At 61.5% G+C, this 25,394-nt stretch carries 22 protein-coding genes; 10 read left to right on the forward strand and 12 right to left on the reverse strand.

All coding sequences use genetic code 11. The features are described from left to right. Nucleotides 1–36 precede the first annotated feature (36 nt). Both DYI22_RS08055 and DYI22_RS08060 read left to right on the forward strand, forming a co-directional pair. Nucleotides 37–1,353 (forward strand): FAD-dependent monooxygenase, encoded by a 1,317-nt coding sequence (locus tag DYI22_RS08055; protein WP_213477534.1) that lies wholly within the window; start codon nt 37–39, stop codon nt 1,351–1,353. Between the two features lie 31 nt (nt 1,354–1,384). After that, nucleotides 1,385–1,750: a histidine triad nucleotide-binding protein gene (locus DYI22_RS08060; RefSeq protein WP_213477535.1), complete on the forward strand. Its 366-nt coding sequence runs from the start codon at nt 1,385–1,387 to the stop codon at nt 1,748–1,750. 362 nt (nt 1,751–2,112) lie between these two features. On the opposite strand, the gene phoU is transcribed toward DYI22_RS08060, so the two are convergent. The 5 genes from phoU to DYI22_RS08085 form a co-directional block, all read right to left on the reverse strand. Continuing rightward, nucleotides 2,113–2,835, reverse strand: a complete 723-nt coding sequence (gene phoU / locus DYI22_RS08065; RefSeq protein ID WP_213477536.1) for a phosphate signaling complex protein PhoU — start codon at nt 2,833–2,835, stop codon at nt 2,113–2,115. Nucleotides 2,836–2,868: 33 nt separating this feature from the next. Further along, the gene (pstB, locus tag DYI22_RS08070; RefSeq protein WP_416234577.1) at nt 2,869–3,711 is read right to left on the reverse strand and encodes a phosphate ABC transporter ATP-binding protein PstB; all 843 of its coding nucleotides are present in this window, start codon (nt 3,709–3,711) and stop codon (nt 2,869–2,871) included. A gap of 65 nt (nt 3,712–3,776) precedes the next feature. Further along, a complete protein-coding gene (pstA, locus tag DYI22_RS08075) occupies nt 3,777–5,054 on the reverse strand; it encodes a phosphate ABC transporter permease PstA (protein ID WP_213477538.1) in 1,278 nt (425 codons plus the stop codon). After that, a complete protein-coding gene (pstC, locus tag DYI22_RS08080) occupies nt 5,047–6,435 on the reverse strand; it encodes a phosphate ABC transporter permease subunit PstC (protein ID WP_213477539.1) in 1,389 nt (462 codons plus the stop codon). Before pstC ends, pstA begins: the two co-directional genes overlap by 8 nt. Before the next feature lie 151 nt (nt 6,436–6,586). Next, a complete protein-coding gene (locus DYI22_RS08085; protein ID WP_213477540.1) occupies nt 6,587–7,645 on the reverse strand; it encodes a substrate-binding domain-containing protein in 1,059 nt (352 codons plus the stop codon). Between the two features lie 196 nt (nt 7,646–7,841). Here DYI22_RS08085 and DYI22_RS08090 point away from each other — a divergent pair, with 196 nt between their 5' ends. Further along, the gene (locus tag DYI22_RS08090; protein ID WP_213477541.1) at nt 7,842–8,243 is read left to right on the forward strand and encodes an acyl-CoA thioesterase; all 402 of its coding nucleotides are present in this window, start codon (nt 7,842–7,844) and stop codon (nt 8,241–8,243) included. Between the two features lie 13 nt (nt 8,244–8,256). Continuing rightward, the gene (gene modA, locus DYI22_RS08095) at nt 8,257–9,006 is read left to right on the forward strand and encodes a molybdate ABC transporter substrate-binding protein (protein WP_213477542.1); all 750 of its coding nucleotides are present in this window, start codon (nt 8,257–8,259) and stop codon (nt 9,004–9,006) included. Here modA and uvrD read toward each other — a convergent pair. Then, nucleotides 9,003–11,168, reverse strand: a complete 2,166-nt coding sequence (uvrD, locus tag DYI22_RS08100; protein WP_213477543.1) for a DNA helicase II — start codon at nt 11,166–11,168, stop codon at nt 9,003–9,005. The two genes, modA and uvrD, sit on opposite strands and share 4 nt — an antisense overlap. A gap of 252 nt (nt 11,169–11,420) precedes the next feature. On the opposite strand from uvrD, the gene DYI22_RS08105 reads away from it, so the two are divergent. Genes DYI22_RS08105 through DYI22_RS08115 form a run of 3 tightly spaced genes read left to right on the forward strand, consistent with a single transcriptional unit; the run spans nt 11,421 to nt 14,695 of the window. After that, the gene (locus DYI22_RS08105) at nt 11,421–13,034 is read left to right on the forward strand and encodes a methyl-accepting chemotaxis protein (RefSeq protein ID WP_213477544.1); all 1,614 of its coding nucleotides are present in this window, start codon (nt 11,421–11,423) and stop codon (nt 13,032–13,034) included. A gap of 29 nt (nt 13,035–13,063) precedes the next feature. After that, complete coding sequence (locus tag DYI22_RS08110; protein ID WP_213477545.1) at nt 13,064–14,272, forward strand: hypothetical protein; 1,209 nt, start codon at nt 13,064–13,066, stop codon at nt 14,270–14,272. Between the two features lie 9 nt (nt 14,273–14,281). Beyond that, a complete protein-coding gene (locus tag DYI22_RS08115) occupies nt 14,282–14,695 on the forward strand; it encodes a phosphate ABC transporter substrate-binding protein (RefSeq protein ID WP_213477546.1) in 414 nt (137 codons plus the stop codon). A gap of 74 nt (nt 14,696–14,769) precedes the next feature. Here DYI22_RS08115 and DYI22_RS08120 read toward each other — a convergent pair whose 3' ends face one another. Further along, entirely contained in the window at nt 14,770–16,224 is a 1,455-nt protein-coding gene (locus tag DYI22_RS08120) for an NAD-dependent succinate-semialdehyde dehydrogenase (RefSeq protein WP_213477547.1), read from the reverse strand. 179 nt (nt 16,225–16,403) lie between these two features. Here DYI22_RS08120 and DYI22_RS08125 point away from each other — a divergent pair, with 179 nt between their 5' ends. Then, complete coding sequence (locus tag DYI22_RS08125; RefSeq protein ID WP_213477548.1) at nt 16,404–17,420, forward strand: histone deacetylase family protein; 1,017 nt, start codon at nt 16,404–16,406, stop codon at nt 17,418–17,420. Between the two features lie 13 nt (nt 17,421–17,433). Here the strand turns inward: DYI22_RS08125 and thiI are convergent, their stop codons facing one another. Continuing rightward, complete coding sequence (gene thiI / locus DYI22_RS08130; protein ID WP_213477549.1) at nt 17,434–18,888, reverse strand: tRNA uracil 4-sulfurtransferase ThiI; 1,455 nt, start codon at nt 18,886–18,888, stop codon at nt 17,434–17,436. 159 nt (nt 18,889–19,047) lie between these two features. On the opposite strand from thiI, the gene ppnN reads away from it, so the two are divergent. Further along, on the forward strand, nt 19,048–20,427 hold the full coding sequence (gene ppnN / locus DYI22_RS08135; RefSeq protein WP_213477550.1) for a nucleotide 5'-monophosphate nucleosidase PpnN: 1,380 nt from the start codon (nt 19,048–19,050) through the stop codon (nt 20,425–20,427). 34 nt (nt 20,428–20,461) lie between these two features. Here the strand turns inward: ppnN and DYI22_RS08140 are convergent, their stop codons facing one another. Next, nucleotides 20,462–20,794, reverse strand: coding sequence for a c-type cytochrome (locus DYI22_RS08140; protein ID WP_213477551.1), 333 nt, complete (start codon nt 20,792–20,794; stop codon nt 20,462–20,464). A gap of 132 nt (nt 20,795–20,926) precedes the next feature. Between DYI22_RS08140 and DYI22_RS08145 the strand changes: the two genes are divergently transcribed. Further along, entirely contained in the window at nt 20,927–22,030 is a 1,104-nt protein-coding gene (locus tag DYI22_RS08145; protein WP_213477552.1) for an enoyl-CoA hydratase/isomerase family protein, read from the forward strand. 22 nt (nt 22,031–22,052) lie between these two features. Here DYI22_RS08145 and DYI22_RS08150 read toward each other — a convergent pair whose 3' ends face one another. The 3 genes from DYI22_RS08150 to DYI22_RS08160 all read right to left on the reverse strand — a co-directional run bounded on the left by DYI22_RS08150 (nt 22,053) and on the right by DYI22_RS08160 (nt 25,345). Further along, nucleotides 22,053–22,751 (reverse strand): ankyrin repeat domain-containing protein, encoded by a 699-nt coding sequence (locus tag DYI22_RS08150; protein WP_213477553.1) that lies wholly within the window; start codon nt 22,749–22,751, stop codon nt 22,053–22,055. Between the two features lie 69 nt (nt 22,752–22,820). Continuing rightward, complete coding sequence (locus tag DYI22_RS08155; RefSeq protein WP_213477554.1) at nt 22,821–24,968, reverse strand: tRNA(Met) cytidine acetyltransferase TmcA; 2,148 nt, start codon at nt 24,966–24,968, stop codon at nt 22,821–22,823. Next, complete coding sequence (locus DYI22_RS08160) at nt 24,968–25,345, reverse strand: DUF2237 family protein (RefSeq protein WP_213477555.1); 378 nt, start codon at nt 25,343–25,345, stop codon at nt 24,968–24,970. The genes DYI22_RS08155 and DYI22_RS08160 overlap by 1 nt, the downstream gene beginning before the upstream one ends. Nucleotides 25,346–25,394: the final 49 nt, after the last annotated feature.

Here is a 25,394-nt window from a genome sequence, read left to right on the forward strand (position 1 = left end):
ATCGCGTAAACTGGGGATCTCAGACAGGAACCCGTTATGACTCAAGCTTTTGACATGGTTGTGGTCGGTGCCGGCATGGTGGGTGCCGCCCTGGCCAGCGGACTTGGCCAGAATGGCTTTCGGGTTGCGCTGGTGGACAAGCAGAACGCCCCGCAGTTCGACGCAGAGGCGGCGCCGGATATCCGGGTGTCGGCGCTCAGTGCCGGCAGCGAACGCTACCTGCAACAGCTGGGGGCGTGGTCCCCGATCCTCGACCTGCGTGCCACGGTGTACCGTCGCCTTGCGGTGTGGGATGCCGCCCGCCACCCGCTCAGCAACCTGATTCCCCGTACTGCCACCGAGGTGCTGTTCAACGCCGCGGACCTGTCCGCCACCCACCTCGGCCACTCCGCCACCCACCTCGGCCACATTGTCGAAAACCGGATTACCCAACAGGCGTTATGGCAGTGCGCCGAAGCCCAGCCATCGGTAACGCTGCTGCCCGGCACCGGCGTGACGGCGCTGGAAAGCGCAGAGACCCATGCCACGGTGACTCTGGACAATGGCGACACCCTGACCTGCCAGCTGGTTATCGGCGCCGACGGCGCCCAGTCGCGGGTACGGGACCTGGCGGGCATTGGCGTGACCCGGGACCAGTATGCGCAACAGGCCATGGTCGTCTCTGTTCGTTACCGCGGCGAGGCGCAGGACATCACCTGGCAGGCCTTCCATCCGTCCGGGCCACGGGCATTTTTGCCGTTGCACAGCGCCGGCGATGCCCACCCCGGGGAAAGCTGGGCGTCCCTGGTCTGGTACGATGCGCCGGAGACCCTGGCGCGGCTGAAAACGCTGGATCACGAAGCGCTGTTGGCAGAAATCCAGAAGGGGTTTCCCGCGGATCTGCCGCCATTGACCCACATCGACGCCCGCGCCAGCTTCCCCATCGCCCGCCAACACGCCAAACACTACCATCACCGTCGCGTCGTACTGGTCGGGGACGCCGCCCACACCATCAACCCGCTGGCGGGCCAGGGCGTCAACCTCGGCTTTCAGGACGCCGCCTGCCTGCAGGCCATGCTCCGTGAAGCCCGGCGCAGCGGCGCGGACCTCGCGGACCGGCAATGGCTGGACCGCTACGAGCAGCAACGCCGCCCGGCCAATCGCCGCATGATGCTGGCCATGGACGCGTTCTATTACCTGTTCAGCAATCGCATCCCGCCGGTGCACCTGCTGCGCAACCTCGGCCTCGGGGCCGCCCGCGCCCTGCCCTTCGCCCGCAATCGGGTGGCGCGATACGCCATGGGCATAGACGAGGAACTGCCGGCGATTCTCAAACAGATCACTTCCCGGTTGCCGGGGCTGAATCAGCTCTGACTCCGGCACACCAACACAGCAAGGAGCCACCATGTCAGAAACGATTTTCACCAAGATCATCAACCGCGAGATCCCGGCGGACATCCTTTACGAGGACGACATCAGCCTCGCTTTCAGTGATATCAATCCCCAGGCGCCGGTGCACTTTCTGGTGATCCCGAAAAAACCCATCGCGACGATCAACGACCTTACCGAAGCGGATCGGGAGCTTGTGGGGCACCTGTACCTGGTGGCCGCAAAGATCGCCAAAGAGAAGGGTTTCGCGGACGACGGCTATCGCGTGGTGATGAACTGCGGCGAGAATTCGGGGCAGACGGTGTTTCACATCCACCTGCATGTGCTGGCCGGCAAGCCTCTGGGGTGGCCGCCTTATACGGACAAAATGAAGCAGGTCTGATTCTTTTGTGGGTTGTTCCGGCGTTTGACCTTGGGGGCGGCAAGCGGATTGGTCCTGCTATTTGGGACACGCTCAAGGCATCCATGCGCGCTTAGCTTTGGCCATCCATGGCCAAAGATAGTCCCAAATAGCAGGACCAACCCACTTGCTCGAACTGGGTGCCCATCCATCAAAGTAATTTGCGGTGCTTCAGTGGAAGCAGGCGGAAGCTACTCAAAGTTCCGGTTGGCCGGTGTGTGGTTCGGCTTTCCGGGACTATCTTTCGCCATGGATGGCGAAAGATAAGCGACCAGGGATGGCTTGAGCGTGTCCCGGAAAGCCGAACCACACACCGGCCCTCCCCCCAAGCCTAAAAAACAAGATCAGCGGCCGACGACTTTCTCAGCCTCTTCCACCGGCGTATGTCGAACGTCCTCGCCCTTGACCATGAAGATCACGTTCTCGGCAATGTTGCAGGCGTGATCGCCCACTCGCTCGAGGGCTCGAAGCACCCACATCACTGACATGCAGCGGGAGATGTTACGGGTGTCTTCCATCATGAACGTCAGCAAAGTGCGCGTGGCCGCCTGGTATTCTTCGTCCACCCGTTTGTCTTCTTTCATGATCCGCAACGCCTGCTGTGAATCCAGACGGGCAAAGGCGTCCAGGGCATCGTGCAGCATGCTCAGCACATGGTTGCCGATGTGGCGGACTTCCACGTAGCCGCGGGGGGCCTGACCTTCCTCGTTGAGCTTGATGGCGAACTTGGCGATTTTCTTCGCTTCGTCCCCGACCCGCTCCAGATCCGCCACCATCTTGATGACCGAGATCACCAGCCGGAGATCCCGGGCAGTGGGCTGACGGCGGGCGATGATCAGGGTCGCCTCTTCGTCGATGTCCATTTCCATCTGGTCGACTTTCTTATCACCGGCGCGCACTTCGTCTGCCAGGTGACCATCGTTATCCACCAGTGCCTGGATGGCCCGGTCTACCTGGGCTTCCACCATACCGCCCATTTTCAGGAACTCGGTTTTGAGCTCCATCAGTTCGTCGTTGAACTTGTGGGAAATGTGGTCGCCGTACACATCGTCCTTTTTGGTTGGCATAACTCTGTTCTCCAATATTCTGCAATAACCGGATCAGCCGAAACGACCGGTGATGTAGGATTCCGTCAGCTCGTGCTCGGGCGAGGTGAAAACCTTGGTGGTTTCGTTCACTTCCACCAGATGCCCCAGATGGAAATACGCGGTGCGGTGAGACACCCGCGCGGCCTGCTGCATGGAATGGGTTACGATCACGATGGTGTAGGTCTCCGACATTTCGGAGATCAGCTCTTCCACCTTCGCGGTCGCAATCGGGTCCAGTGCCGAACACGGCTCGTCCATCAGGATCACTTCCGGGCTGACCGCGATCGCACGCGCAATGCACAGGCGCTGCTGCTGACCACCGGACATGCCGGTGGCGGTCGCATCCAGACGGTCCTTCACTTCATCCCACAGGCCGGCCTTGCGCAGGCTGTTCTCGACAATCTCATCGAGATCCGATTTGCGGTTGGCCAGGCCGTGAATGCGTGGGCCGTAGGCCACGTTGTCGTAAATGGACTTCGGGAACGGGTTCGGTTTCTGGAACACCATTCCGACGCGGGCGCGCAGCTCCACCACGTCTTTCTTCGAGTGGTAGATGTCCTCGTCATCCAGCATCAGCTGACCTTTGACGCGGCAGATATCGATGCTGTCGTTCATGCGGTTGAGGCAGCGCAGGAAGGTGGACTTGCCGCAGCCGGACGGGCCGATGAACGAGATCACCTCGTTGCGGGCAATGTCCAGACTGATGTCCTTGATGGCGCGATCCTCGCCGTAGAACACCTCCACGTTGCGGAGCTTGAACTTGGGGTCGTCGGCGTAGGGGACGCCGACGGTTTTGCCCTCTTCCACCTTGATGTCTTCCCGGCGGGTTTCTGCCTCCGGCTCCTGGGCACTCATCACGGTCTCATCCGAGTTGTCAGCTGCACGGGAAATCGACTCGTTCATATTCATAACTTTCTCCTTTACCACCGGCGCTCAAGACGCTTTCGAAGCCAGATGGCCAATGCATTCATACTGATCATAAAGGCAAGCAGCACCATGATGCCGGCCGACGCCAGCTCAACGAAGCCCTGCTCGGAACTGCTTGCCCAAAGGTAAATCTGTACCGGCAGTACCGTCGCGGAACTGAAGAATCCGTCCGGCACATCGACGATAAACGCCACCATACCGATCAACAGCAGCGGTGCGGTTTCACCCAGCGCCTGCGCCATGCCGATGATGGAGCCGGTCAGCATGCCAGGCATCGCCAGGGGCACTACGTGGTGAAGCACCACCTGCATCTTCGAGGCGCCGATGCCCTCGGCGGCCTCGCGAATGGACGGCGGCACGCTCTTGATGGCGGCACGGCTGGAAATGATGATGGTTGGCAGGGTCATCAGGGCCAGCACCAGACCGCCCACCACCGGCACCGACCTTGGCATGCCGAACAGCCCGATAAACACCGCGAGACCCAGCAGACCGAAGATGATCGAGGGCACAGCGGCCAGGTTGTTGATATTGACCTCGATGAAGTCAGTGATCCGGTTCTGGGGCGCGAACTCCTCCAGGTAAATCGCCGCCGCGATGCCCATCGGAAACGAGATCGCCAGGGTGACCAGCATAGTCAGCAGCGAGCCCACGATGGCGCCGAGAATGCCGGCATTACCCGGCTCCCGCGAGTCGCCACGGCTGAACAACACGTCGTTGAAACTGGTATCAATAACGCCTTTCTCCACCAGCTCATCCACCCAGCCCTGCTGGCGCTCTGACAGACGAATGCTGTAGCTGGGATTGTCCGCGTGTTTCACATACACCGACACCGTGTCGTGCGCGAGAAACTCCATGGTCTGGGTGGTGTTGAGCAGCTCCGGATTTTTCTCGAGCAACCTGCGGACCTCACTGGGCGCGTAGCTGCCCACCATCCGCGCCAACTCGCGCCGGGCAGAACCGCCCTCGGCCTCCGGGAAGTGAGTCTGCAGTGCAGCGATGATTGGCGCAGAGAAATCCGCCATGGAGATCTGATCCTTGTCCGTCGGATCGTCGAGATACATGGCATCCGAGTTCAGCGGCACGTCCAGGGTGATGGTGGTTTTCACGAACCCAGTGTGGCCCTTGCCGATGATATCGGCGAACAGGATGAACAGAGACGCGAGCGCAATGAAGATCGCCAGAATGCCGTACAGGCGGAACCGGCGCTCCTTGCGATACCGGCGTTTCAGGGACTGACGGACTATCTCCGCCTGAGAACGTTGATCAGTCATACTGTTCCCTATATTTGCGAACAATCTTGAGTGCAATGACGTTGAGCAGCAACGTGACCACGAACAGCATCATGCCCAGCGCGAAGGCGGACAGGGTCTTGGCGCTGTCGAATTCCTGGTCACCCACCAGCAGTGTGGCGATCTGAACCGTCACCGTAGTGACCGAATCCAGCGGATTTGCGGTCAGATTCGCCGCCAGGCCTGCGGCCATGACCACAATCATGGTTTCACCAATCGCCCGCGAAGCCGCCAGCAGAATACCCCCGATGATGCCGGGCAATGCGGCTGGGAAGATCACGTTCTTCATGGTTTCAGACTGGGTAGCCCCCAACGCGAGGGAGCCGTCGCGAAGCGTCTGGGGAACGGCGTTGATCACGTCATCTGACAGCGATGAAACAAACGGAATGATCATAACGCCCATCACCAGCCCAGCCGCAAGGGCGCTCTGGGAAGAAGCTTCCAGGCCGATCATCTCCGCCAGATCGCGGATAAACGGTGCCACCGTCAGTGCTGCGAAGAAGCCGTACACAACCGTCGGCACCCCGGCGAGCATTTCCATTAACGGCTTCACCGTCGCGCGCACGCGCTTGGTGGCGTACTCCGAGAGGTAAATTGCCGAAAGCAGCCCCACCGGCACCGCCACCAGCAGCGCGATGGCCGATATCAACAGCGTGCCGGTAAACAGCGGGATCATACCGAAAGCGCCATCAGACCCTACCTGATCAGCGCGCAGGGCAGTCTGGGGACTCCAGGACGTACCGAACAAAAACTCGGTGATCGGCACCCGGCCAAAAAAACGAACGGTTTCAAAAATGACCGAGAACACGATGCCCACGGTCGTTAGCACCGCTACGGCGGCACACACAAAGAAAATTCGACGAAGGGTTCTCTCGACGCTTTCCCGGGCGTTGATATGGGGCGCAACACGGGACCACGCAAACGCAGCGCCCAGAACCGCTATCAGCAGAACAAGAATCGCTTTAAAGGTTCGGCTTTGCTCCCGCAGGGTCTCCAGCAGGCCTGCAGCGCCTGCAATGTGCTCGGGCACGAAGTCGGGATTCAGTTTGCCCGCGGCCACGTTACTGATCTGGGAGAGAATCAGGCTGGCCTGCCCTGCTGACTCGGGCCAGACATCCTGAGGCAACGAGGCGATCACAATGCCCTGAATGACTTTGCCTTCAAAACCGGCCCACGCGGCCAGTACAACAAGCGCAGGAATGGCGGACCAGAGTGCTGCCCTCGCCGCGTAATAGAAAGGAAGCGCCTTCAGGTTCCGGATTCCACCAAGCGGTGCTGCAACCGCCCTGGATCGCATGAATGCGAGTCCATAGGCAACCACCGCAAGAACCAGAACAAGGGGCAAAAGATTAGCCGTCTGCATAACAGTCTCTGTCGTGTTGGCGTGTTAATTCGCTAGGGGCATCTATTTTGCCAGCATACTGGCCATAAATATTGCTCTGAACGCAATAAAAGGAACGCGGACCCAGGCCCGCGTTCCTTTTCGTCTTCCCTGACGTTACTCCTCAATAATCTTACAGTTCCTGGCCAGTCATCGGCTCCAGATCTTTTACACGCTTGGCCGTTGCCATGCGCTGCTCACGCGGGAGCGGGATCAGGCCCACGTCAACCAGGTAACCGTTGTCGCCCCAGGTACCTTCGCTGGTGAACTCAGCTACGTATTCCTGGATACCCGGAACCACACCAACGTGTGCTTTCTTGATGTAGAACCACAGGGAGCGGGCAACCGGGTACTCATCACCGGAAATGGACTCGGGCGTCGGCTCAACACCGTCGATGGTGGCGGCCTGGATCTGGCCCCGGTTTTCCATCAGGAAGCTGTAACCAAAGATACCCAGAGTTTCCGGATCCTGTACCAGACGCTGAACGATCAGGTTGTCGTTTTCACCGGCTTCAACAAAGGGACCGTCCTCACGAATGCTGTGACACACACTCTTGAACTTGTCTTCGTTGGCATCTTCCATCGCAGCAATCATTTCGAACTGCTTGCAACCGCCTTCCATCGCCAGCTCAACAAACGCGTCGCGGGTACCGGAAGTCGGAGGGGGCCCCATGACGCTGATTTCCATATCCGGCAGGCTGGAATCGATTTCGCTCCAGTTCTGGTACGGGTTGGCAACCAGCTCGTTACCACCATCCGGGTTCGGAACGTCTTTCGCCAGTGCCAGGAACACGTGCTTCAGGCTCAGATCGATCTTTTCGCCCTCGCTGGAGTTAGCCATAACGATGCCGTCAGCGCCGATACGTACTTCAGTGATTTCCTTAACGCCGTTGGCCTGGCAGTTCTCGAATTCGCTGATCTTCATGCGACGTGACGCGTTGGTGATGTCCGGGTGCTGAGTACCCACACCTTCGCAGAACAGCTTCAGACCGCCGCCGGAGCCGGTGGACTCAAGCTTCGGAGTCGGGAAATCGGTGTTACGACCAAAACGCTCGGCAACCACGGTGGCGAACGGGTAAACGGTCGAGGAACCTACAATGTTGATGGTGTCACGGGCCATGGCCGGCGTGGATACGGCGGCGATGCTGCCCGCCAATGCTACGGTTGTAAGGGCCGTTTTCAGTTTAATCACGCTGAGTCTCCATTTTTCATTTGGACTTTTTTAGTCGGGTTGGCTTTACCGATGAGTGAAGACTACCGAGGCTCTATGACAACTTTGTTACAGCTACTGAAATATAGATTACCGGGTGCAAATTTTCTTGCAGACTGCCGGCGGGCCGTTAACATGCGGGTATAACAATTGGCAGTACTATAATAAGGCAGGTTCCATGACAGCGTTCGACGATGACAAGCCCACCCCTAAAGGCGAACTGACCCTTCAGATTGTTCCCCTCCCCTCCGACACCAACGCCAATGGCGATGTCTTCGCCGGCTGGCTGGTCAAACAGATGGACATTGCCGCCGCCACCATGGCCGGCCGGATTTCCCACGGGCGCAACGCCACCGTGGCCATGGACCGGATGGAGTTTCTGTCGCCGTTACGGGTGGGGTCCCAGGTCGGCTGCTATTGCGAACTGGTGGATATTGGCCGCAGTTCGATGAAGATCAAGGTGGAAGTCTGGACGCTCGACCGGGCGGCGAGACACCCCCGCAAGGTCACCGAAGGGCTGTTCGTGTACGTGGCCATTGATGAGCATGGCCGCATCCGGGAAGTACCGGAACAGGCCTGATGGCGGCATCCTCATGAGGCGTTGGCGGGCTGTTCTGCTTCTGGCCCTGCTGTGCTGGGCATCGCCAGCGCTGGCAGACCGGGTCCTTGTTGCGGCGGCCTCGGGGCTGAAATTTGCCATGGACGAGATACTTGCCCAATTCCGGGAGCGCCACTTCGGAGAGGCGATTGCCGTGGTGTATGGGTCATCCGGCAAGTTCAGTACCCAGATCGCCCAGGGAGCCCCCTACGACCTGTACTTTTCCGCCGATATCGCTTATCCCGAAAGACTCGCGGCCCAGGGGTTCGCCGCGTCCCCGGTCACCACCTATGCGACGGGCCGGATCGTGCTCTGGAGTGCCACACACGACGCCCGGGCGCTGCGGCTGGAGGATCTGACCCAGCCGGACATCCGCCGGGTCGCCATCGCCAACCCTCAGCACGCGCCCTATGGCGCCCGCGCTAAGGAAGCACTGCAAGGTGCTGGCGTGTGGGAGCAGTTGACCGGCAAACTGGTGCTTGGCAGCAATATCTCCCAGGCCGCGCAGTTTGTGGAAACGGGCAATGCCGACGCCGGTATCCTGGCGCTGTCACTGGCGCTGAATCCTCGCCTGTCGGCCGCCGGCAGCCACTGGCTGATCCCCGAGAGCCTGCACCGTCCGCTGGAGCAGGCCTTCATCGTCACCCGGCACGGAGCTGACAAGCGTCTGGCCTGGCAGTTCGCCGACTTCATCGCCACCGACAAAGCCCAGGCCATCCTCGCCCGCTACGGCTTTGCCGACTAGCAGGCCTCCAGCGGGGCGTAGGCCAGCACCAGCCACTTGGCGCCCTCGTCGAAATTGACCTGCACACGGGTGTGATGCCCCGTGCCCTCGCTGTTCATGACAATGCCCTCGCCAAACTTGGGGTGCCGCACCCGCTGCCCCAGGCTGAACCCGGATTGCGCCGCGGAGTCCTGGCTGAACAGGCTTTCGTTGGGGCGCTCCATCATCATCGGGCGGCTGACCGTGTTGCGAAGACGCACTTCCTGGATGCAGTCGCCGGGAATCTCCCGCACGAATCGGGACAGGGCGTTGAACTTTTCCTGGCCGTACAAACGCCGGGATTCCGCGTAAGTGAGCACCAGCTTTTTCATCGCCCGGGTTATCCCGACGTACGCCAGGCGGCGCTCCTCTTCCATCCGCCCGGGCTCTTCCAGCGACATGCTATGGGGGAACAGGCCTTCCTCCACGCCGGCCAGGAACACCAGCGGGAACTCCAAGCCCTTGGCCGAATGCAGGGTCATCAGCTGAACGCTGTCCTCGTGGGACTCGGCCTGGGACTCACCCGCGTCCAGGGCCGCCTGGGCGATGAATTCCGCCAGCGGATCCACGCCTTCTTCCACCTCAAAATCCGACAGCGCGTTCACCAGTTCTTCCAGGTTCTCCACCCGGGCCTGTCCCTTCTCGCCTTTTTCGCTGGCGTGATAGTCCTTCAGCCCACTGGCCTCGATGACCTGCTTCATCAATCCATGCAGGGAGGCGTCGTCGGCCATTTCGGCCAGGTCATTGATGATCTGCATGAACGACTGCAGGCCGGTTTTGGCGCGGCCTTTCATGAGCCCCGCGTCCAGCAGCCGCTCGGCCGCCTCCCACAGGGAAATGCTCTGGCCGGTGGCCACTTCCCGCAGTTCCGCCAGACTCTTGGCACCGATGCCCCGCGTCGGGATGTTCACCACCCGCTCGAACGCGGCGTCGTCGCGGCGGTAATGCACCAGGCGCAGGTACGCCAGTGCGTTGCGAATCTCCTGGCGGTCGTAGAACCGCAAGCCACCGTAGACCCGGTAGGGGATGCCCTGGCGCATCAGGGATTCTTCCAGCACCCGGGACTGGGCGTTGGAGCGGTACAGAATGGCGGATTCGCTGCGCAGATTACCGTCCTGCACCCAACTGGAGATGGTGTCGGCGATGTAGTTGGCTTCGTCCTGCTCGTTGAAGGCCGCATACAGGCTGATGGGCTCGCCATCCGGCCCGTCGGTCCACAGCTCCTTGCCAAGACGGCCCTGGTTGTTGGCAATCACCGAGTTGGCCGCTTTCAGGATCAGCTGAGTGGAGCGGTAATTCTGCTCCAGCCGCACCAGCCGGGCATTGGGAAAATCCCGCTGGTACTGCTGGATATTTTCAATTTTCGCGCCGCGCCAGCCGTAGATGGACTGGTCGTCGTCCCCCACCACGGTCAGTGGCACCCGGTTGCTGGCCAGCACCTGAAGCCAGGCGTACTGAATGGTGTTGGTGTCCTGGAACTCGTCCACCAGAATATGCTGGAAACGACTCTGGTAGTGAGCCAGAAGCTCCGGCCGGTGCAGCCACAGCTCGTGAGAGCGCAACAGCAGTTCGCCAAAGTCCACCAGCCCGCTTTGCTGGCACAGTTTTTCGTACTGGCGGTACACCGTCAGCATGGTGGAGGTGAACTGATCCCCCGGGTTCTCCTGAATATGATCCGCCCTCAGCCCTTCGTCTTTCTGACTGTTGATGAACCACTGCGCCTGTTTTGGCGGCCAGCGGCTCTCATCAATCTGCAGTTCCCGCATCACCCGCTTGATCAGCCGCAGCTGGTCGTCGCTGTCCAGCACCTGAAAATTCTCCGGCAGGCCCGCGTCCTGCCAGTGTGAACGCAGCAGGCGGTGGGCAATGCCGTGAAACGTGCCGAACCACAATCCCCGGGCCGGAATGTCCATCATCTGCTCGATGCGGTAGCGCATCTCCCGTGCGGCCTTGTTGGTGAAAGTTACCGCCAGAATCCCGGTGGGTGGCACCCGGTCCACCTGCATCAGCCACGCGATCCGATGCACCAGCACCCGGGTCTTGCCACTGCCGGCGCCAGCCAGCACCAGCAGGTGGTCATTCTGGGCGGTCACGGCCTCGCGCTGGGCGTCATTGAGGGCGTCGATAATGTGGGAGACATCCATAGGAGATTAGCTTCATCACTGGTTAAATTTACAGGCATTGTATCAGGCCAGGCCAACGACGTCCTTGGTGCCCCGGCCGTAATCAGAAACACCTATATTGCACGAAATTTCAACAACTGCATTCAAGATGACGGCATTTACGCCGATACACCGCTTAACATACTGACACATTAAATCTGTGTCAGGTTTCCCGCTAACGACCTAGAATGCCGCCAAATTTCAGCCTCCGTCTGGCAGGCAGGGACCTTACGCATGCTTTCATCTCTGAAGATCTCTCACAAACTGGCGCTGCTGGTTACCGTAGCAATTGCCGCCTTCGTGATCAGCCAGAGCTTCTCCATCACTACGGAACGTGGTAACTCCGAGCGCCTCAGGGAAGTTCGAGACCAGCTTTATCCGTCCCTGGAGCTTTCCACGATCAACCGAGGCCTCCTGCAGCTGATCGAAAATCAAGTCAGCAGTGCGGTCACCACCGGTGACGATCAGCAGCTGGCAGCCACCCGCGAGCAACGGGATGAGATTGCCAGCAACCTCGAAAAAATTGCAGCCCTCAATCCCGGTCTGAAGGAAAAGGCGGCGGCGCTGCGGACGGCCCTGAACACCTACTACGCCAATGCCACCCGCATGGCCAAGGCGATCATTGAAGGTACTGCCGATTTCGGTCGCATAGGCCAGGACGCTGCCGCCAACGCCGACCGGCTGGAAAAGCTGCGCGCTGACCTGGATCAGATGCGCAACACCATGGAGGCCCAGCTGACCGATGCCATCGATGACACCATTGCTGCGTCCAGCGAAGCCGGCACCCTGTCATTGATTATTCTTGTCGTGGCTCTGCTGGTACTGGTGGTGTTGAGCCTGGTGATCGGGAAATCCATCTCCCGCAGTCTGGAGCAGATTATCCGTTCCCTGAGAAACATGGCCTCTGGGGAGGGCGACCTGACCTCACGTATTACCTACGACGGCAAGGACGAACTCCGCGAGCTGGTTAACCAGTTCAACCTGTTCGTTGAAAAACTGCACAAGTCGTTCGCCACCATCCAGCACGACATCGGTGAACTCAACGGCGTTGCCTCCCATCTTGCCGGCACCAGCCAGACCAACCTGCAACGAATCAGCCAACAGGCGCAGGCGATTTCCTCCACCCGAAATTCCGTGGAAGAGCTGGTCAAGAGTGTTGAAGAGGTGGCGGGATTTGCCTCATCCGCGTCTGATCAGACCCAGGACGCGGCGAAATCCGCCACCGCGGGCCAGCACAAGGTCAACGGCAACATCACCACGATTAACAAGCTGATGGCCGAGATCGAGAAAACCGCGGGCCTGGTCAATCAGTTTGATGACTTCTCGGTGAAAGTGGGTGGCCTTCTGAACACCATCCAGACCGTGGCCGAACAGACAAACCTGCTGGCCCTGAACGCTGCGATTGAAGCCGCCCGGGCCGGCGAACACGGTCGCGGCTTTGCCGTGGTGGCAGACGAGGTTCGTGGCCTGGCGGTGCGTACCCACAAGGCGACCGAAGAGATCCAAGGGGTTATCTCCGAGCTTTCCAAGCTGTCGGGCGATGCCGTTGCCTCCATGCAGGGCAGCGTCGGCATGGCCCGCCAGGGCGTGGAGGCCACCACCGAGTCCGGTGAAGTACTGAGCCAGATCCTCGACAGCGTTCAGCAGATCAGCGAGCTGAATGAGCAAATCGCCGCCGCCACCTACGAGCAGAGCACCACCTTCGGGGAGGTCACCGGCCACATGGGAGACATGCACCGCAACGCTGAAGCGGTGATGGAAAGTACCGATGAACTGGACAACGTAAGCCGCAAAATCCAGGACGTCAGTAATGGATTGCAGAGCGTCGCCGGCCAGTTCCGCGTTTAAAGCCCAACCAAAGAGTAAGGATTTTACTGATGAAGAGATTTTTCTCAGTCGCGCCGCTGGCACTGGCCATCGCGACTGCGCCGACCATGGCTCAAGAGAGCACCGAAGACACTCTGGAGCGCATGCAGCAGCAGCTGAACTCCATGCAGCAGCAGCTCAACTCGGCGAAAGATACCGGTGTGCGCTTTAACGGCTTTTTCAGCACCGGCTACGCCCGTGCCAGTAACGACGCCGGTTACGCCGGATTCACCGAAGAGTCCGAAGTGAACGACCTGAGCCTGTTCGCACTGCAGGGCACCTTCGATGTCACCCCGAAAAGCCAGGTGGTCATGCAACTGGTCGGCCGCGGTGTCGACGACTGGGAGCCCCAGGTTGAATGGGCATACCTGAGCCACCGCCCCACCAACAACCTGCAAGTTCGTGCCGGCAAGATGCGCATCCCGTTCTTCATGTACTCGGATTCACTGGAAGTGGGTTACGCCCAGCCCTGGGTGCGTCCGCCCCAGAGCGTCTACGGCCCCATTGCGGTCACCAGCTATGTGGGTGCCGATGCCAGCTACAACTGGAACTTCGACAATTCGTCGCTGAACGCCAATTTCTTCACCGGCTTCACCGACGAAGATGGCAACTCCGGCGACGTACAGCTGCGCAACATTGCCGGCCTGAACCTGACATGGACCGACTATATCTGGACGTTCCGGGGTGTCGCCGCGACTGCCGAGGCAACGATTGATGCCACACGTCTGGGCGCGCTGGCAGCGCAGAGCGGCATTCAGCTGCCGGCGGGGACCACTCAGCTGGCGGATGGCGAGCGCGGTAACTTCTTTGGTCTTGGCGCCAGCTACGACGACGGCAGCTGGCAGATCATTGCCGAGGTGACTCGCGTCGAGCTGGACGGCAAATTCGCCGATACAGATTCGGCTTACCTGTCCGTCGGCCACCGTTTTGGCAGCTGGACTCCGTATGTCGCCACCGGCTGGACCGAGAGCAAGGATGACGATGAGCGTACCGGCGCGTTTATTCCCGGCGCGGTACCTGAGTCTATCCTCAACTACCAGCGCAACGAATACAGCGTAGGCACCCGCTGGGATATTACCCCGGGCGTTGCCATCAAAGCCGACGTCACCCATGTGCGCGGCCTCGACAAGGGCTTTGGCAACCTCAATACCGCGTACATGCTGACCAGCGACACCGACAGCACCAACGTCTACACCCTCAAGATCGACTCGGCATTCTAAGGAGGCCCCATGACAAAGCTAAGCCTGATTTTCGTGGCCAGCTTGCTGGCGAGCCCTCTGGCCGCGGCCGATGTGGTGGTGATTGGACACCCCGCGGGTCCGGACAGCATCAGCGCCAACGAGGTGCGGGATCTGTACCTGAACCGCAGCAAAGCGCTGCCCGACGGCCAGAGTGCCAGCCCCTATGAACTGCCCGAGGGCAACGGCGCCCGTGCCGAGTTTCACAGCAAGGTCACCGGCCGCAACGATGCCCAGTTGAAGGCGTTCTGGTCACAGCAGGTGTTCACCGGCCGCGGCCAGCCACCTGAGGAAGCCGGTAGTCCGGCCGCCATGAAAGCCCAGGTGTCTTCCACCCCCGGAGGCATTGGCTACATCGACGAGGCCGACGTTGACTCCACCGTGAAGGTTCTTCTGAAACCCTGAGAACCGGTGCGTGCATGAAAAAAGGCGAGCCACGGCTCGCCTTTTTTCGTCACGATTGCTGTAGCAATGCCCCGTCAGAAACCTCTGGGCACCGTCTGCGCCTCAACAAACTCGAACAGGCCTTCCAGCCCACCCTCGCGGCCAATGCCAGACGCTTTCATGCCACCAAACGGCGCCTCGGGCGTCGGGCCTGTGCCGGTGTTCCAGCCCACATGGCCAAATCGCAGCCCGGCAGCAACGCGCTGGGCGCGCTCGGCGTCGTTGGTGAAGACGTAGGACGCCAGACCAAACTCGGTGTCGTTGCCGGCGTCGATAACCTCCTCTTCGGTACGGAACAGGGCCATGGGCACCAGCGGACCAAAGGTTTCCTCGCGGTAGCAGCACATCTCCCGGTTAACGTCGGTGATGACGGTTGGCGGGAAGAACAGGTGGCCATCGCCAAGGTCCTCCGGTTTCTTGCCGGCAACCAGTGACGCACCGTTCGCCAGTGCATCCTCCAGATGCCGTTTCACCTTGTCGAAGCCGGCCTTGTTAATCAGCGGCCCGAGATCCACATCCTCTTTCAGGCCGTCACCAACGGTCATGCGGTTGACCCGCTCCGCCAGTTTCTCGCCGAACGCCTCGGCCACTTTCTCATGCACGAAAATCCGGTTGGCGCAGACGCAGGTCTGGCCGCCGCCACGGAATTTGTTGGCGATCAGGTTGTCCGCGGCCGAATCCAGGTCGGCGTCGTCAAATACGATGAATGGCGCGTTGCCACCCAGTTCCAGGGCCAGTTTCTTCACCTGTTCGGCGGTGTCCACCACCAGTTTGCGACCCACTTCGGTGGAACCGGTAAAGCTCAGCATTGGCACATCCGGGCTCTCACACAGCACCTTGCCAATCACGCTGGCCTTGCCCATCACCAGATTGACCATGCCATCGGGCATATCCACGTGCTTGTCGATCAGGCTGAACAGGGCAATCATCGTCAGTGGGGTTTCGCTGGCCGGTTTGATCACCGACGGACAGCCAGCCGCAAGGGCAGCGGACAACTTCTTGGCGATCATGCCGATGGGAAAGTTCCAGGGCGTGATCAGCCCCGCCACGCCAATCGGACGGTAGTGCACCGTCCAGGTACAGTCTTTGGGCTTTTCGGTCAGGGTGTGAGCGTCCAGTGCCTGGATGTGCTTCGAGCAGTAATCGAAGAAGCCGGCGGCGTAGTCCACTTCACCCTGGGCTTCTTTCAGCGGCTTGCCGTGCTCCATGCACAGGATACGGCCCACCTCTTCCTTGTTGTTTTTCAACGCGTCGCGGATGCCCTCCAGCCATTTCCGGCGGGTTTCCAGCGTGTAGGGGCTGGTCAGGCGCAGCGCCGATTTACCCGCCGCCACGGCGGCCACTACGTCCGCCTCGGGCATGGAGGGAACCTTGGCAATAACCTCACCCGTCGCCGGGTTGTAGACGTCAAAGGTGTTGCCCTGGGAAGAATCGGTCCAGCGACCTCCGATATAGCCAGTCAGCTTTTCAAGCAGGGGTGACTCGATCATCTCGGCTCCTTTCAATGGTGAGAGGTTGTTGATCAGCGATGAAAAAGGGCGTTTGCATCTCACAGATATGCCTTCCATAGTGGATGCAGAAGTACGGGCTGTAAAGTCAGACCAGGGTGTTTTGACCAGCCGGTCTGACTGCTTATACTCGAAGAATGACTTTTTCAGGAGGCCGGTAGATGAAAGCATTTTTCCACCCAGCTCAGGACCAGCACATTCCGAAGACGTACTTCACCCGTGGGCAGATGCGTCAGCCCCAGGAAGTGCCTGATCGCACCGGGCAGATGCTCGACGGCCTCAAAGCCATGGGCATTCCGGTGCTGCAGCCTGCGGACCAGGGCGCGGCGCCGATTTCGAAGGTGCACGATCTGGGGTATCTGCGGTTTCTCGAGTCCGCCCACCGGCGCTGGATGGAGATCCCCGAGGATTGGGGCGAGGAGGTGATGTCCAACATCTTCGTGCGCTCGCCCAACGCCATGAAAGGCATTCTGGCCGAGGCGGCGCGCTACCTGGCCGATGGCAGCTGCCCCATCGGCGCCAATACCTGGAGTGCCGCCTACTGGTCCGCCCAGACCGCCCTCGGCGCCGCCGATGCGCTGATTGCCGGTGAACGCACCTCCTACGCGGTCTGTCGCCCCCCGGGCCACCACGCCCGCAAGGACGCCGCCGGTGGCTTCTGCTACCTGAATAACGCCGCCATTGCCGCCGAGCACATGAAAAGCCGGTTTCCACGGATCGTGATCCTCGATACCGACATGCACCACGGACAGGGCATTCAAGAGATTTTCTACGATCGCAGTGACGTGCTGTACATCTCGATCCACGGCGATCCCACCAACTTCTACCCGGTGGTCAGCGGCTTTGAGGACGAGCGCGGCGAGGGTGAGGGTTACGGGTACAACATCAATATGCCGATGGCTCATGGTTCATCGGAAGAGGATTTCTTCCGCAAACTGGATGAAGCGGTCGCCGCGATCCGGCTGTTCCAGCCGGACGCACTGGTTTTGACGCTGGGCTTTGACATCTACAAGGACGACCCGCAGGCCAAGGTCTCGGTGTCCTCGGAGGGGTTTGCACGGCTCGGCAATCACCTTCGCCAGACCGGCCTGCCCACCCTGGTGGTGCAGGAAGGCGGCTATGACCTGGAGACCCTGAGCGCCAACGTCCAGCAGTTTTTCAAGGGCCTGCAGGGCTGACGCCGCACTCCACTCAGGACGCCGGGGCGTACACCTTGATGTTGGTGTGGCCCTCGGCTTTCAGGTGGCCGGCGTGCATGCGGCTCATGGTGCCGCGATCACAGTACAGCAGGTACTGTTTTTCCGCCGGCAGCGTCCCGATGTGCTGGTTCAGCTCGTAGAACGGAATCTGCATGACCCGGTTGTTGGTCATTCTCAGCGGTGACTGTTCACCCTCGGCGGGGTGGCGAACGTCAATGATGATGTCGTCCACCTCCGGTGTGTGCACCAGCTCCACGTCTTCCGGCGTGGTGGTGGTTTCCAGCAGCTTCGGCACCGGCGTGTCCTCGCGGCGGTCAATCGCCTGCTGCAGCACTTCCGCATCCATCTGCGCCTCGTCCTCTTCCACCCGATGCAGCCTGGCCCGGGTTGCGGGCTTCTGGGAAATCACCCCGCAATACTCCGGCATGGTGCGGGCGTAGGGCTCGGTGCCGATCTCCCGGGCAATGCGGATGATCGATTCCTTGTCCATACTCACCAGCGGGCGCAACACCACTTCGTCACTGGCGCGATCCACCACATTGAGGTTGGTCAGGGTCTGGCTCGACACCTGCGCCACCGCATCGCCCGTCACCAGGCCGATCGCATTGTTCTGCTGAGCAATGGCGGAGGCGGCCTTCAGCATCTGGCGCTTGAGCACCACGCCCCAGTGACGGTGGCTGACAGTACGCATGATCTCGCTGACCACGCCGTCGAATGGCACGGAAATGAACTTCGCCCCGTGGGACGAGCCGTAACGCTCCCAGATGTAGTGCACCACCTGACGCACCCCCACCTCATGGGCGGTGCCACCGAGATTGAAAAACAGGAAGTGGCTGCGCAGACCCCGCCGCATCATCAGGTAAGCGGCCACCGAGGAATCGTAGCCGCCGGAAACCAGGGTCATAACGGTTTCCACGCTGCCCAGCGGGTAGCCGCCCAGGCCGCGGTGTTTGCGATGGGCGATATGGTAACTGTCGTCGTTCACCTCGATGCGTACTTCCACCTGCGGCGATTTCAGGTTGACCCCGGCCGGGCTCGAGGCCTGCATCAGCGCCGCGCCCACCTCGCGCTCCAGATCAATGGAACGGAAACCCTGGTCCCCATGACGGCGGACCCGCACCGCGAAGGTTTTACCGCGGATGCGCTCAGCAAAGGCAGCAACCGCCCTGTCCGCCACATCGTTCATGCTGACAAACGGGAACACCCCGATTTCCTGAATGGTGGAAATGCCCGGCACCCGCAGCAGTTCGTTAATCACCACACCCGACAGCCCGCGGCCTTCCGGCACCTCGACGTCGACACGGTCCCAGCTGCCCTCAACGCGAATGTCCGCGTCCAGGCGCGCCAGTATCTTGCGCACGTTCTGGCGCAGGTGGCGCATCTGCTGACGACGTACAGGTTTGCTTTTGATGGCTACTTCCGGGGCGGGACGTATAAGGAGTTTCATAAATCGGAATTTTGTCGGGTGGCGTATTGAGTAGAATGCGCTTAGTCTAACGTTTTTAGCGGGGGCCTCAAAATCAGGCATTGCCGAAACAGGATGTTGACCGGCGGGCAACCCGCCCCAGACTTCGTCCCTGCGTAACGTTCAGGAGTTCTACTGTTCATGACCGAACCGACCATCAATGCCCTGGTGTCTCCCGAGGGCAGCCTGGAAATTCTATCCAACGACGAAGTCAACCGACTGAAAGACCGGAGCGAGGGCGGTCTTTATCGATTATTTCGTCAGTGCGCTCTGGCGGTGCTGAACACCGGCGTTGAAACCGATGACTGCAAGACGCTGATGGAAGCCCATGCGGATTTCGACGTGCGCCTGGTACCACAGCCACGGGGCCTGAAACTGGAGCTGGTGAACGCACCCGCCCACGCCTTTGTCGACGGCGAAATGCTGCGCGCCATCCGCGAACACCTGTTTTCGGTACTGAGGGACATTATTTATTCCTACTCGATCCCCCAGTCAGCAGCGGGTTTCCGCCGCGATGATCCGGAGGACATCACCAACCTGATCTTTCACATCCTGCGTAACGCCCGGGTGCTGCAGGCCGGGCGGCAGCCGGATCTGGTGGTGTGCTGGGGCGGTCACTCCATCAATCAGCGGGAATATCAGTACAGCAAGGAAGTCGGCCACCAGCTGGGCCTGCGCGGACTGAGCATCTGCACCGGTTGCGGCCCCGGCGCCATGAAAGGCCCGATGAAAGGCGCCACCATCGGTCACGCCAAGCAACGGGTGAAAAATGGCCGCTACATCGGCCTGACCGAACCGGGCATTATCGGCGCGGAGGCACCGAACCCGATCGTCAATGAACTGGTGATCATGCCGGACATCGAAAAGCGCCTGGAGGCATTCGTTCGCACCGGCCACGGTGTCATTGTCTTCCCCGGGGGCGTGGGTACCGCGGAGGAAATCCTGTACCTGCTGGGCATCCTGCTGCACCCGGACAACGCTGACCTGCCGTTCCCGGTGGTGTTCACCGGGCAGCAGGAGAATGCCGAATACTTCGAGATGATCGACAGCTTCATCCGCAATGCGCTGGGAGACGAGGCCGCCAGCAAGTACGAAATCATCATCGATGACCCGGAACGGGTGGCGCAGACCATGAAACAGGGAATGAAGGACGTCGAAACCTTCCGCCGCGCCATGCAGGATGCTTACTACTTTAACTGGATGCTGAAGATCGATCCGGTGTTCCAACTGCCCTTCGAACCGAATCACGACAACATGCGCGCTCTGGAGCTGCACCGTGACCAGCCTGTGCATCTGATTGCGGCGAATCTACGCAAGGCGTTCAGCGGCATTGTGGCGGGCAATGTGAAGGAGAGCGGCATTCGCCAGGTGCAGGAAAAAGGGCCCTTCGAAATTGCCGGCGACCCCAGCCTGATCAAACCGCTGGAAGCCATGCTGGAGCAGTTTGTCGCCCAGGATCGCATGAAACTGCCGGGCTCGAGCGCCTATAAACCCAGCTACCGGATCGTCAGCGGGGCCTGAGCCCCGCTGTTCCGGCTACGGTGGCGTCGGCCGTTTACTGGCCGCCTGCGGGCAGGCTGGCGTAGTACGCCGCCAGGTTGGCAATGTCCTCATCGCTCAGCGCCATCGCCTGGCCCTGCATGATCGCAGCCTGGCCACCGGAACGCTGCTTGTTCTTGTAGGCTTTCAGAGCCGAAACCAGATACTGCTCGTTCTGTCCCGCCAGGTTGGGGTAACCCGGAATCGCGGCAATACCGTTCTTGCCGTGGCACGCTGCGCATACAGCCGCCTTGGCTTTGCCCGCTTCTGCATCAGCCGCCGCAACAACGGCGGGCGCCGTGGCGCCAAGTGCAAACAGAGCGGCAATGGTATAGTGTTTCAAGCTCATTGGTTTTACCCTCTCATCGTTTTGATTTACGGCGTCCGACAACCCCGTGCCAGACATCAAACTGCGTGAACTTATAGCACAGTGCCTTTGAACCACCAATGCGTTATGTCAAGGCAATGCGGAGACCCGACTATGCCCATCAAGGTCCAAGAACTCGAGTGCCTGGAAGGCCGGATCGGCCTGCTCACCCTGGACTCGCCCGCCACCCTCAACGCCCTGTCCGGCGACATGATCGATACCGCGCAACAGACGCTGGATGCCTGGGCCGACGACGACCGCATTGCCCTGGTGGTGCTTCAGGGAGCCGGCGACCGCGCATTCTGCGCCGGCGGCGACATCCGTCAGTTGTACGACGCGATGGCCAACGCCGATGAGTCGGTGCCGGCAGCGGACTTTTTCGCCCGCGAGTACCGGCTGGATTATGCCCTGCACCGCTTCCCCAAACCGGTGGTGGGCATCGGCCACGGAGTGGTGATGGGCGGCGGTCTGGGGCTGCTGACCGGCTGCCGCTACCGGCTGATCACCCCGGACGTCACCATGGCAATGCCGGAAGTGGCGATCGGGCTGTTTCCGGATGTCGGCTCCAGCTGGTTCCTGAATCGGCTGCCGGGGCGGCTGGGGCTGTTCATGGGATTGACCGGCTGCCGCCTGAATGCCTCGGATGCCATCCGCGTAGGTTTGGCGGATATGGCCATTCGCCCGGAAGACCGCGCCACCCTGCTCGACCGTCTGCAGAGTGAGCGCTGGACCGGCGGCGCGGCGGCCAACGACAATCGTCTGTTCCGCCTGCTCAATCAGCTCAGTGCCGTGGATTACCGGGCTCTGGACGCCAGCATGCTGGCTGCCCACGAGCAGGCCATCGCCAGACTGGGGGCCGGCGATGACCTGCCGGCCATTGTCGATCGGCTGATCTCGGCCGACATCAGCAGCGAATGGTGGCAGGCGGCGGTCGACACCCTCAAAACCGGGTGCCCGGTGTCCATGTGGCTGGTGTGGACGCAGTTGAAGCGGGCCCAGCAGATGTCGCTCAAGGACGTGTTCCGCATGGAGCTGGCGATGGCGTCAGAATGCACACGCCGGCCGGATTTGCAGGAAGGCATTCGGGCGCGGCTGATCGACCGAGATCAGAACCCGCAATGGTCGTTCTCCATACTGGAAGACGTGCCGGACGCCGTGATTGAGGCTCATTTCCAGCCGGAGTGGGACGACGCCACCGATCCAATGCAGCTGGACTGAACCAGCGCGGCGGTTTACGTGGCTAGAGTTCAGCGCCCGCCTGGATCAGCAGCATTTCCAGATCCCGGTTGCCGTTCTCCCGGGCCACGTCGAGCGCGGTCACGCCGCGCTCGGAACGGTAGTTAACGTCGGCACCGGCGGCCAGCAGCATTTCTGCAGTCAGCATGTCGCCACTGTCGACAATGTGCATCAACAGCGAGCGGCCATCCTGACTGACATTGACGTTGGCGCCGGCGGCCAGCAACACCTTGACCACGGACAGATGGCCGTTCCCCGCCGCGCGGATCACCGGGGTCGAACCTGCGGCATCCGTCGCGTTCACCCGCGCTCCGGCTGACAGAAGTAACTGGACCAGCCGCCGGCTGCCGTTCTCGGCGGCCACCATCAACGCGGTTTCGCCGTTGCTGCCGGCGCGTTCCGGATTGGCACCCTCCGACAGCAGATACCAGGCGATGCGATCCTGGTTTTCCGTCACCGCCACGGTCAGCGGGGTGCCCGCCTCGGTCACGGTGTTCAATGAAGCGCCGTCAGCCGCCAGAGCCTGCACCCGCTCCAGATCGCCGGCCCGCACCGCCGCCACCATCGGGGTGTCAGCAACACTGGCCTCGCGGGCCGACAGGTTGATGGGCTGCTGCGGATCGGAAGCACAGCCGCCGACAAACAGGGTCAGTGTCAGCAATACGAACAATACGGGAGAGGTGATGCCGGTTCCCTTGGCCATGATGAGGTCTCTGGTGGTGTTTTTTGACGGTATTCTGCTCAGGTCCGGGCAGGAATTAAATCGAGCGGGTCACAAGTTACGGGAGTCACGCAGAATGTTGCCGGCCATCTGACGCAATCGCCGCTCACCGTCTTTCTGTCCATCACACAGACCGGCACCCTGCACCTGCGCCCAGGGCCAGGCCTGCAGCACACAACGCAGCCACAGTTCACTGTCTGCCGCCTGCGCGAGCACACGGGCCGCGGCGGGGCTGAGAGTCACTTTGCGCAACACCGGCACCGTCAGCTCGAAGCCCCGATAGCCCGCGGCAAAGCTGTCCAGATCGCGGCGATCGTCTTCTCCCGGGGCCTGCGCCTGTGTCAGCTCCGCGGTCAGCAGGCGCAGCAGAGCCGGCTCCATCTGCTGCCAGTACAGCGGCACCAGGGTCAGCCAGTGCTCCGCCAGGCGCTGGCGCACCCTGAACGCCACGGTCTCGCCACGGTCGGAGACGGCCCGCAGCATCTGCACCGGGTACTCGCCGGTGCTGGTTTCCCGGCTCAGGCCCGGGCGCGCCAGCGTCAGACCGGCCCGCTGCCAGAACCGCAGCAGGGGCTCATTGCCACCGAAACTGGTCCCGACACCGTCGTATCCCGCGTTGACGGCGTGGGTGCAGGCCGCCTCCACCAGACGCTTTCCGAACCCGCGGGCGCGACACTGCTCACTGACAGCAACCCGCACCACCCGTAACCAGGTGCAGCTGGCCGCTTCTGCGAACCCGCTGTGATTGGCCAGGGACTGGGCCAGCAGATGCCCGCGGATACGGCGCTGGCCCCGCATCACCTGTTCCGCCAGTGCCGGTTCCAGGCCGCCTTCGCGGGCGGCCCAGAGTATGCCCGCCAGCTTGCCGTCAACGGTCAGCCGCCAGCTCACCGCGCGGGGATCATCCAGCCACTGGCGCAGATCCGCCGGGGTGGTGCGATAGTGGGCGTTGACCAGCAGGCCGAACGCCTCGGATAGTTCCTGTTCACTGGCGCTCGCCGGGCTCCAGCGCTCGACGGTGACCTCGCCGCCCTCCGGTTCCGCCTGCGGGGCGTCGGCATTCAGCAAAAACAGGTCGGCGATCAAGGGCTCCAGCGGATCGGCCGCCGACCAGCGGATCGGAGCCTTGAGCGTTATCTGCCGCCACTGGGGCGTGCGGGTGTCGAGTACCTGGCGGAAGCGAATGGCAAACCCACGGCCCGAACCTTCATAGCCGTGTACCGTGGAAGCAAACACCACCCGGGGCCAACCGCCGAGGATTCGCGCCAGGCGCTCCACCGGCAGCGCCGCCGCTTCGTCCACCAGCACCAGTTCCGCCTCCGGCGCCTGCGCCAGCAGTTGCTCCGGCGGCAGATAGCTCAGCCGGCCGCCGTCAGCCAAGTGCAGCTCGCCCGGGAGATCCCCTTCGCACACGGCCTCGCCGGCAGCCACGCGGGCATGGTGAAACAGGGTTTCCACGGATTCCGCGCTGGGGGCGGTGACCACCACATGACGTCGCCCCTGTTGCAGCAAACGCACCGCCGCCATACCCAGGGCCGCCGACTTGCCCCGCCCCCGGTCGGCGGTGATCACCAGCGGACGTCGCCGGCGACCCAGTCCGGTGCGCACAATCGCCTCAATGGCCCGTTGCTGATCGACAGTCTGGGCCACTTCAAATGGCTGCCCCGCCTCGTTCAGCGCCGGCAACTCGGTTGTCTCATCCCGGGCCGGGTTGACCCGGATGACCGAGGGCGATGCCGCGAGAATCGTCGCGAGCCGGGTGGCAAAGGCATGCGAATTACTGCCGTCGAGGCCGGTTCTGGGGTAATCGGGATCGTCGAAGGTGGGCCATTGCGACAACGGCGGCATCAGCCAGAACCACAGGCCGCCTGCTTTGAGCGTGCCAGCCAGCGCCGCGAGACTGTCCGGCGGGTTGCCCTGCCAGCCGTCCCAGACCACCACGTCCAGTTCCCGCCCAAGCCACTGGCGGGCCTTGCGGGGTGGCAGCACCGCCAACCGTGGATCAGGGACAGCCGCGGGGGCGCCCGTCCACACCCCGCTCCGTAGGGTCAGCGCCGGCAGCCGGTGCCGCAGCCAGTCAATCGCGCCGGCCTGCTCACCTTCCAGCAACACAAGGCGGCGTTCGCCTCGCGCCGCCAACTGCAACTGAAGCTGGCGCCAGGCGCTGATATCCGCTGCCCGGGGGGCGGGGGTCGCCATCAGCTGAGGTCGGTGCCATGGACTTTAAGGTCCGCCAGAGCGCACTTGTCCAGTGCCGCTTGATGGGTTGCCCGCAACCGCACCCGCGGCGCACAGCCAGCCTCGAACGCTTCCTGCCAGCGGGCGGCGCACAGGCACCAGCTGTCGCCGGCCTTGAGACCGGGAAATCCGAACTCCGGCCTGGGCGTGCTGAGTTCGTTGCCGCGGGCTTTCGAGAAGGCAAGGAAGTCCTCGGTGACCACGGCACACACCGTGTGGGAGCCGACATCGTCGGGGCCGGTGTTGCAGCAGCCGTCGCGGTAAAAGCCGGTCACCGGATCGGTGCCACAGGCCTCCAGCGTTTCGCCGAGTACGTTGATGGATTCCTCAAACTGCATGGATGTGTCCTTTTTGCTTTATAGTGCCAACCAGGCAACCGCATGCTAC

The sequence above is a fragment of the Marinobacter lipolyticus genome (assembly GCF_018424605.1).
Classification (GTDB): domain Bacteria; phylum Pseudomonadota; class Gammaproteobacteria; order Pseudomonadales; family Oleiphilaceae; genus Marinobacter; species Marinobacter lipolyticus_B.

Coding starts and splice junctions, on each gene's coding strand:
- DYI22_RS08055 (WP_213477534.1), top strand. CDS start 37: ATGACTCAAGCTTTTGACATGGTTGTGGTCGGTGCCGGCATGGTGGGT.
- DYI22_RS08060 (WP_213477535.1), top strand. CDS start 1,385: ATGTCAGAAACGATTTTCACCAAGATCATCAACCGCGAGATCCCGGCG.
- phoU (WP_213477536.1), bottom strand. CDS start 2,835: ATGCCAACCAAAAAGGACGATGTGTACGGCGACCACATTTCCCACAAG.
- pstB (WP_416234577.1), bottom strand. CDS start 3,711: ATGAGTGCCCAGGAGCCGGAGGCAGAAACCCGCCGGGAAGACATCAAG.
- pstA (WP_213477538.1), bottom strand. CDS start 5,054: ATGACTGATCAACGTTCTCAGGCGGAGATAGTCCGTCAGTCCCTGAAA.
- pstC (WP_213477539.1), bottom strand. CDS start 6,435: ATGCAGACGGCTAATCTTTTGCCCCTTGTTCTGGTTCTTGCGGTGGTT.
- DYI22_RS08090 (WP_213477541.1), top strand. CDS start 7,842: ATGACAGCGTTCGACGATGACAAGCCCACCCCTAAAGGCGAACTGACC.
- modA (WP_213477542.1), top strand. CDS start 8,257: ATGAGGCGTTGGCGGGCTGTTCTGCTTCTGGCCCTGCTGTGCTGGGCA.
- uvrD (WP_213477543.1), bottom strand. CDS start 11,168: ATGGATGTCTCCCACATTATCGACGCCCTCAATGACGCCCAGCGCGAG.
- DYI22_RS08105 (WP_213477544.1), top strand. CDS start 11,421: ATGCTTTCATCTCTGAAGATCTCTCACAAACTGGCGCTGCTGGTTACC.
- DYI22_RS08110 (WP_213477545.1), top strand. CDS start 13,064: ATGAAGAGATTTTTCTCAGTCGCGCCGCTGGCACTGGCCATCGCGACT.
- DYI22_RS08115 (WP_213477546.1), top strand. CDS start 14,282: ATGACAAAGCTAAGCCTGATTTTCGTGGCCAGCTTGCTGGCGAGCCCT.
- DYI22_RS08120 (WP_213477547.1), bottom strand. CDS start 16,224: ATGATCGAGTCACCCCTGCTTGAAAAGCTGACTGGCTATATCGGAGGT.
- DYI22_RS08125 (WP_213477548.1), top strand. CDS start 16,404: ATGAAAGCATTTTTCCACCCAGCTCAGGACCAGCACATTCCGAAGACG.
- thiI (WP_213477549.1), bottom strand. CDS start 18,888: ATGAAACTCCTTATACGTCCCGCCCCGGAAGTAGCCATCAAAAGCAAA.
- ppnN (WP_213477550.1), top strand. CDS start 19,048: ATGACCGAACCGACCATCAATGCCCTGGTGTCTCCCGAGGGCAGCCTG.
- DYI22_RS08140 (WP_213477551.1), bottom strand. CDS start 20,794: ATGAGCTTGAAACACTATACCATTGCCGCTCTGTTTGCACTTGGCGCC.
- DYI22_RS08145 (WP_213477552.1), top strand. CDS start 20,927: ATGCCCATCAAGGTCCAAGAACTCGAGTGCCTGGAAGGCCGGATCGGC.
- DYI22_RS08150 (WP_213477553.1), bottom strand. CDS start 22,751: ATGGCCAAGGGAACCGGCATCACCTCTCCCGTATTGTTCGTATTGCTG.
- DYI22_RS08155 (WP_213477554.1), bottom strand. CDS start 24,968: ATGGCGACCCCCGCCCCCCGGGCAGCGGATATCAGCGCCTGGCGCCAG.
- DYI22_RS08160 (WP_213477555.1), bottom strand. CDS start 25,345: ATGCAGTTTGAGGAATCCATCAACGTACTCGGCGAAACGCTGGAGGCC.